Below are 6041 nucleotides of genomic sequence, written 5' to 3'. Positions count from 1 at the left end.
GCGGTCACCCCAACCGGCCGCGCGATCACCGCGGTCGCATCGAAGACCACCGTGATCTCGCTCTCCGGCGCACGACCGACCAGTGCACCGAGCCCCGACAACAGCCGCGCACGCTGTGCCTGCAAAGTCAACGATCCATAGCCACGTTTGGTCACGTTGTAGCCGTCAACAATGAGGTGAACGCCGGGGATCGCGAGGACCTCGTCGACAACCCCGGGATCGTCCTCGGCGAGGCCGCGCGCGCCCACTCCGCAGAACGGATCGAACAGTATCGCGTCATCATCCTCGCGCCCGGCGACATCGGCGGGCCGCCGTACCGCCGTCGGCAACGAGAGCTCCTTTCGGAATCCGTTCGCGGCAGCCATCAGGGTGTCGAGCAGAACCCGCAGGCGGACATCCTCCACGGATCTGGCTTCTCGGCTGCCGCGCCGTGCCGCGGCCAGCGCGGCCTCAAGCTCGGTGACCCGCTGTCGCAGCCGACGGGTTTCGGTCTCGGCCTCACGGGCCGCGGTAACCGCCTCGTCACGTATCCGCTCAGCGGCTTGCACGGCATCCTGTGCGTCCAGCTCGGCCCGACGGATCCGGTCAGCGGACGATCGCAGCCGCCTGCGGGCATCCTCGACCTCGGTCCGGGCCACCGCCAGGCGGTCGCGCAGTTGGTCGCTCTCAACCCTTGAGCTGCGCTTCAACGCCTCAAGTTGATCGCTCAGACGCGCGGCGGTCCCGGCAGCCTGCGCGGCGAGCGCCGCCGCCGCCGCCTCGGCCAGCTCCTGGGCCGCAGCCTCGACCATCCGCTCCCAGCCAGGTAGGCGCAGGACATAGGCGACGGCCGCGATCTCCTCCGGTGGCGCGGCTTCCGGCGGTCCCTCGGCCGAGGAGAGCGCGGCCACGAGGTCGGGCAGGGCGAGCCGGACCCGCTCGGCCACCCGCCCGCGAAACACCGTGTCGTTCGCGATCGCGGCGGCCAACGGCGTAGCGCCGAGCCGGGCACGTCGCGACGGGATGAAGCGCCGCACCGCGATGAGCGGGGCCGGCACATCCTGCTCCGCAAGGTCTGCGAGGGTGTCAGCGGCAAACGCGACGACCTGGGCCCGGACGTTGGGCGGCAGTGGCTCGCTCACCCGGACGCCGGCCGAGGCTCGCACACCACGCTGTCCACCGCACCGCACCAACGACACCAGACGTGTTCGATCTTCTCGTCCACGACGTCCCGTTCCTCCACGCGGGAGACACCGGCAAGATCGACGTGGACGTAGTCCCGTGACCGCACCGTCCTCGCCACATCGAAACGGGTCAGATTACCGCATATCCCGCACCGCCAGCGGGTATGCGGTCCGGGCAGGTCGACGGGCACGGCGCAGACTCCGGGGCGCGATGGGAACAACGATGACGCACCAGCGTATAGGGCGCAGCCCGACCCCTCCGGATCGCCGGCGGTCTCTGACGATTCGCTCCAGCCCCGATAGTCTCAATAGCCCGAATAGCTCGATTTACGTACTTCGTCCAGGCAAAACGTTAATACGCTGGCGTGACCTACTTCAGGGCGGCCCGGATCCGGTCAGCCGCGTCATCCAGCGCTGCCGGGTCGGGATTGTGGTCAGCTCTGGCAAAGGAAAGCTCGGCCTCGGAGTCGATCGCGACGATGTGTACGTGGACGTGGGGTACTTCCAGGCCGGCCAGCAGCGCGGCCACCTTCCGGGGGTGGAACGCCCTGTCCACAGCCCGGCCCACCGTGGCCGCCGCGCTCCACAACTCCCCCAGCACGTCCGATGGAAGATCAATCCAGTGGTCGACCTCGAGCCGCGGGACCACCAGTGTGTGCCCGGGTGTGAGTGGGGCGATCGTCAGGAACGCCACGCAGTGATCGTCCTCATAGACGATCCGCCCGGGCAGCTCGCGATTGATGATCCGGGTGAAGATGCTGGCCATGCGCGGACACTATCGGCATCCGAGCCGGTCAGATGAGGGGCCGTACGATGCTCACCACAGGTGGTCGCGAGGGGTTCGCCCCGCCCTGCGCGTGATACCGCACTAGCCGGCACCGCAGCCGTAGGTCAAAACTGCTGCCATTGCGGCGAAAGTCACCTACCCCTCGTGCCGCCACCGGCCGGGCGTAGGTAGAAACGGTCGTTATCATGACAGAAACTACCTACCGGAACGGGTGCGGACGGCAGGCCCGGTTGGCAATAGGGTCTCGCGGGCTGTCCCTGTCAGCCACGGAACCAGTCCGAGGCTGAAGCTGTCCGAGGCTGGCTGTACCTTGCGCGGGCATGAGCCCGTTCTCGCCAGCGCCGGGAGGCCACCATCGGACCGCGCCGACGCCGTTCTCGACGTCCCCGGCCCCGGCCCCATCCGGGCTTGGACCCGGACCTGGACCTGGACTTGGACCTGGACCACGGCAGGCGAGCTTCGAGGAACTGGGCCGGCCCCTGCGGGATGTCACCTTTGTCGTCGTGGACCTGGAGACCACCGGCATCCGTACCGCCGACAGTGAGATCACCGAACTCGGCGCGGTCAAGGTCCGTGGTGGGCAGGTCCTCGCGGAGATGGCCACGTTGGTGCGGCCCGCCGCACCGATACCGCCGTTCATCTCGGTCCTGACCGGAATCACCAACGCGATGGTCGCCACCGCGCCGTCCATCGACGCCGTTCTGCCGGCCTTCCTGGAGTTCGCCCACGGCAGCGTCCTGGTCGCCCACAACGCCCCCTTCGACCTCGGCTTTCTGCGGGCGGCGTGCGCACGCGGCCGCTACCCGGTCCCCGACTGGGAGCATCTGGACACCGTCCGCATCGCCCGCCAGATCGTGACCAAAGATGAAAGCCCGGACTGCAAGCTGGCGTCGCTGGCCCGCCTCTTCCGCGCCGACAGCGAGCCGAGTCACCGGGCGCTCGCGGATGCACGCGCGACCGTCGCCGTCCTGCACGGACTGTTCGAACGGCTCGGCACTCTCGGCGTGACCACACTGGAGGACGTCCACGGTTTCACCCGGAAGGTCTCCCCAGCACAGCGGCGCAAGCGGCATCTGGCGGACGGGCTGCCGACCGGTCCCGGGGTCTATGTCTTCCGCGATCGCGCCGGCCGGCCGTTGTACATCGGGACCTCACGATCGGTCCGCGCCCGGGTCCGCTCCTACTTCACCGCGAGCGAGCCGCGGGCACGGATGGCCGAGATGGTGGCGGCGGCCGATCGGGTGGAGGCGATCGCGTGCGCGCATGCGCTGGAGGCCGAGGTTCGTGAGCTGAGACTGATCGCCGAGCACAAACCCCCGTACAACCGCCGGTCGCGGCATCCGGAGCGGGCGGTCTACCTACGGATCACCGACGAGCCGTTTCCACGGCTGGCCCGGGTGCGGGCGGTTCGCGACGCCGGCACCTATCTCGGCCCGTTCTCAGGTACCGCCGCCGCCGATCTCGCCGCGGCCGCGATCCACGCGGCGATTCCACTGCGGCAGTGCACCGCCCGGTTGTCGCCACGGCGGTCGGTGCCGGCCTGTGCTCTCGCGGATATGGGACGGTGCGGAGCACCATGCGACGGGCGGGAAAGCCTGCAGGACTATGCCCGGCATGTGGAGGCGGCACGTCGGGCCATGACCACCGACCCGTCCGTGATCGTTGCCGCCATGCGGACGCGCATCGACAGCCTCGCCGCCCAGCAGCGCTTCGAGGACGCCGCCGTCGAGCGGGACCGGCTGCTGGCCTTTCTGCACGGCGCTCAGCGGCTGCAACGGCTGTCGGCGCTGGCCGGCGTGGCCCAGATGACGGCGGCAGCGCCGACCCCCGAGGGCGGTTGGGACATCGCGGTGATCCGCCACGGCAGGCTGGTCGCGGCGACCAGCACACCGCCACGCACCGATCCGCGTCCCTGGATCGCCGCGACACAGGCCAGCGCCGAGACCGTGCGTCCGGGCCCCGGGCCCACGCCGTGCGCCAGCGCGGCGGAAACCGAGCGCATCCACCACTGGCTGTCCGGACCCGGTGTACGTCTGGTCAGCGTGGACGGCGAGTGGGCCTCACCCGCGACCGGCGCCGCTCGGGAAGTGTTCCGGCTGGGACGCGCCCGCTGACAGGCATATATTAGGGACATTTCATGCCAACGCCTCGACCCGTGCCTCATATCGGCATACTTTTGCACCACTTGTGACCAGTATCCGATCGAGGAGAGCACATGGACCTGGGCCTGAAGGACAAGGTCGCCGTCGTCGCCGGCGGCAGTCGCGGATGCGGTCGCGCGATCTCGGTCGAGCTGGCGAAGGAGGGTGCCGCGGTCGTCCTGACGGGTCGTCAATCCGACATCGTGGAGGCGACCGCCGAGCAGATCGAAAGCACGGGCGGCAGCGCGCTGGGCGTGGTCGCGGACATGACCACCACCGCGGGAGCCCTCGAAATCATCGAGGCAGCGCGACGTGCCTTCGGAGCACCTGACATCCTCGTGACGAACCCACCCGGCCCGCTACCCGGCGACGACTACGGACGGGGCTTCCTCAACTGTTCGGACGAGGATTTCCTGCGCACCAACGACCAGTTCATCATGAGCCAGGTCTACCTGACCCGGGAAGTCATTCCGAACATGATGGAAAAAGGCTGGGGACGTCTGGTCAACATCGCGTCGATCTGCCTCAAGACCCCGCACCACCGCGATCCGCTGGTGCTCGCCAACCTGCGGGTGGGCATCGCCGGAATGATGAAGACGCTCGCCGAGGAGTACGGCGAACACGGCATTACAGCCAATATCGTGGCAACCGGGCCCTTCCGAAGCGAGCTGGCGGAAGATTACCTCAGATCCCAGAACGTCAAGGACGAGGCGTACTACGCGCAGGAGGTCCCCGTCCGTCGCTGGGGACGTCCGGCCGAAATGGGAGCCCTCGTCGCGTTCCTTTGCTCCGAGCAGGCCGCTTTTCTGACCGGTGAGACCATTCGTCTGGACGGTGGCTACAGCAAGAGCCTGTTCTGACTCAGAGTCACACCGACATCTTCTGCCTTCCTGATCAGCGCGCCAGTCGGCCGAGCAGGGCGCTGGCGGTGAGGATCGTCAACACCGCGGAGCCCGTGAGGACGGTGAAATCCAGCATGAGATGGCTGTCTGTGCCGATAAGCAGGCCGCGCAACGCGTCGACAAGATAGCTCAACGGGTTGAGATAGCTGACCACACGGACCCAGGTCGGCATGATCGCCACCGGGTACAAGGCGTTACTCGCGAAGAACATCGGCATCATGATTGCCTGGCCGATCCCCATCAGCCGGTCCCGGGAGAGCACCAGCCCGGCAATCACGATCGACAGGCACGCGAAGAACCCCGAACCGAGCACGACCGCGACCATCGCGCCAAAGATCTTCAACGGATTGGCGGTCAGCCCCACGCCGAGCACCGCTGCCAGCAGTAGGACGACGACCACCTGTATCAACGCGCGCACGCCGGCCGCGAATGCCTTACCCGTGACCAGCGCCGTGCGGGGTGTCGGTGTCACCATGAGTTTGGCTAGGACGCCCGCGTCCCGGTCCCAGATGATCTGGATGCCGTAGAAGATCGAGATGAACAGTGCGGACTGGGCGAGAATCCCCGGCGCCAGGTAGTCAAGGTACGGCACGGACCCGGTCGGAATGGCGTGGATCCGGTTGAACGTCACCCCGAAAACAAGCAACCACAGTGCCGGCTGGACGGCCCGGGTGTAAAGCTCCACCCGGTCGTGGCGCAGCTTCTGCAGTTCGACCAGCGACAGTGTCGCGAGCCGCCGGACGAGCAGACGCGCCGCGCCGAGGGGTCCGTCGAGGTCCTGATCGAAGCCGGTTCCGGCAGGAGAACCCCGCAGGCCGCCGCGCTCAACCAACCCGGCTGGCGACACGGCGGATGTGCTGGACGCCATTGAAAGCTCCTTCCTCACCGGGCTCACATGCACCACCGGTGTGCTGGCGGAAGACGTCCTCAAGGCTCGCCTGCGCGCCGAGCGCAGCCTTCAGCTCGCTCGGAACACCGACGGCGCGTACCCGGCCGGCATGCATGAGCGCAACCCGGTCACACAGGACGTCCGCTTCCTCCATATAAT

6 protein-coding genes and 1 pseudogene are annotated in these 6041 nt (G+C 67.9%); 2 read left to right on the top strand and 5 right to left on the bottom strand.

Annotated features, from left to right (window positions below):
• The 3 genes from U9980_RS03970 to U9980_RS03960 all read right to left on the bottom strand — a co-directional run.
• On the bottom strand, positions 1 to 1121 hold a 1121-nt coding region (locus tag U9980_RS03970; RefSeq protein WP_322766723.1), incomplete at its 3' end, for a hypothetical protein.
• Positions 1118 to 1354, bottom strand: coding sequence for a hypothetical protein (locus tag U9980_RS03965; RefSeq protein WP_322766722.1), 237 nt, complete (start codon positions 1352 to 1354; stop codon positions 1118 to 1120). The genes U9980_RS03965 and U9980_RS03970, both read right to left, overlap by 4 nt.
• A gap of 179 nt (positions 1355 to 1533) precedes the next feature.
• Positions 1534 to 1929, bottom strand: coding sequence for an HIT family protein (locus U9980_RS03960; RefSeq protein ID WP_322766721.1), 396 nt, complete (start codon positions 1927 to 1929; stop codon positions 1534 to 1536).
• Positions 1930 to 2270: 341 nt separating this feature from the next.
• On the opposite strand from U9980_RS03960, the gene U9980_RS03955 reads away from it, so the two are divergent.
• Together U9980_RS03955 and U9980_RS03950 are read left to right on the top strand one after the other, a co-directional pair.
• Positions 2271 to 4064 (top strand): DEDD exonuclease domain-containing protein, encoded by a 1794-nt coding sequence (locus tag U9980_RS03955; RefSeq protein WP_416210143.1) that lies wholly within the window; start codon positions 2271 to 2273, stop codon positions 4062 to 4064.
• Between the two features lie 101 nt (positions 4065 to 4165).
• Positions 4166 to 4951, top strand: a complete 786-nt coding sequence (locus U9980_RS03950) for an SDR family oxidoreductase (protein ID WP_322766720.1) — start codon at positions 4166 to 4168, stop codon at positions 4949 to 4951.
• A 34-nt stretch (positions 4952 to 4985) separates the two neighbouring features.
• Here U9980_RS03950 and U9980_RS03945 read toward each other — a convergent pair whose 3' ends face one another.
• A complete protein-coding gene (locus tag U9980_RS03945; RefSeq protein ID WP_322766719.1) occupies positions 4986 to 5861 on the bottom strand; it encodes an ABC transporter permease in 876 nt (291 codons plus the stop codon).
• Positions 5818 to 6041: pseudogene (locus tag U9980_RS03940) on the bottom strand (ABC transporter ATP-binding protein); the annotation flags it as partial. The gene U9980_RS03945 and the pseudogene U9980_RS03940, both read right to left, overlap by 44 nt.

Source organism: Protofrankia sp. Cr1, from assembly GCF_963555865.1.
In the GTDB taxonomy this organism is placed as follows: Bacteria; Actinomycetota; Actinomycetes; order Frankiales; family Frankiaceae; genus Protofrankia.
Note: the sequence above shows the minus strand (reverse complement) of the source record. Positions and strands in the feature narration are given on the sequence as shown.

Coding starts and splice junctions, on each gene's coding strand:
- U9980_RS03960 (WP_322766721.1), bottom strand. CDS start 1,929: ATGGCCAGCATCTTCACCCGGATCATCAATCGCGAGCTGCCCGGGCGG.
- U9980_RS03945 (WP_322766719.1), bottom strand. CDS start 5,861: ATGGCGTCCAGCACATCCGCCGTGTCGCCAGCCGGGTTGGTTGAGCGC.
- U9980_RS03955 (WP_416210143.1), top strand. CDS start 2,271: ATGAGCCCGTTCTCGCCAGCGCCGGGAGGCCACCATCGGACCGCGCCG.
- U9980_RS03950 (WP_322766720.1), top strand. CDS start 4,166: ATGGACCTGGGCCTGAAGGACAAGGTCGCCGTCGTCGCCGGCGGCAGT.